We start from the raw sequence: 969 nt of genomic DNA, 5'->3' as shown, positions 1-969 counted from the left end.
CGGGCCATTGCCCCTTGATTCCTTCCCATTTGATAATTTATGTTGGCCTTGTTCTCAGGGCGGGGTGCAATTCCCCACCGGCGGTATCGGGATTTTTCCCGGAGCCCGCGAGCGCTTCCGGTCTCCAAAGCCGGAAGGTCAGCAGATCCGGTGAGAGGCCGGAGCCGACGGTATAGTCCGGATGGAAGAGGACAAGGCATAGGACGCTGGCGCGTGAGCTGGCTTCGCATTGCATTGTTCGCCCAAGGGATATTTGGCGCTTCTCGAAGCGCGAAAATGCCGCAAAACGGCATAACCCTTGAAAGGCTTGAAAGAAAATGACCATTGCTGGAATTGAAGACGCCATCGAAGCCATTTCCCGTGGCCAGATGGTGATTGTCGTTGACGACGAAGACCGCGAAAACGAAGGCGATGTCATCGCCGCCTCCGACAGCATTACCCCGCAGCAGATCGCCTTCATGATGAACCATGCGCGCGGGCTGATTTGCGTCGCCATGCCGGGCGAGCGACTGGATGCCCTCGACATTCCCTTGATGGTGTCGCGCAATACCGAATCCCTCAAGACAGCGTTCACCGTCTCGGTGGACTATATTCCGGGCACCACGACAGGCATTTCCGCCGCCGACCGGGCAAAGACCGTGCGCGCGCTGGTATCGGAGGATTCACGCCCCGAAGACTTCGCCCGCCCCGGCCATATCTTCCCGCTGCGCGCCAACCCGCAAGGCGTTCTCGGCCGCACCGGTCATACCGAAGCGGCCGTCGATCTTTGCCGTCTTGCGGGCAAATTCCCCTGCGGCACCATCTGCGAAGTCGCCAATGACGACGGCACCATGGCCCGCCTGCCCCAGCTCGAAGCCTTTGCCGAACGCCACGGCCTGCTCGTTGTGACGATCAAGGATCTCGTTTCTTACCTCAAGGGCGAGGTTGTCGAGGACGTGGTGCAGAAGCAGGTCGCCTGATCTGCGCTTC

General features: G+C 60.1%; 1 protein-coding gene and 1 riboswitch. The gene reads left to right on the top strand.

Annotation, left to right across the window (positions count from 1 at the left end; translation table 11 throughout):
* The first annotated feature begins 46 nt into the window (after nucleotides 1-46).
* Nucleotides 47-197: riboswitch (FMN riboswitch) on the top strand.
* A gap of 120 nt (nucleotides 198-317) precedes the next feature.
* A complete protein-coding gene (ribB, locus tag V6R85_RS25990; protein ID WP_112278576.1) occupies nucleotides 318-959 on the top strand; it encodes a 3,4-dihydroxy-2-butanone-4-phosphate synthase in 642 nt (213 codons plus the stop codon).
* Nucleotides 960-969 lie beyond the last annotated feature (10 nt).

The sequence above is a fragment of the Agrobacterium sp. CCNWLW32 genome (genome assembly GCF_037083425.1).
Lineage (GTDB): Bacteria > Pseudomonadota > Alphaproteobacteria > Rhizobiales > Rhizobiaceae > Agrobacterium > Agrobacterium radiobacter.
Note: the sequence above shows the minus strand (reverse complement) of the source record. Positions and strands in the feature narration are given on the sequence as shown.

What these genes read in the sequence shown, in the direction of transcription:
- ribB (WP_112278576.1), top strand. Translation starts at nt 318, where the DNA reads ATGACCATTGCTGGAATTGAAGACGCCATCGAAGCCATTTCCCGTGGC.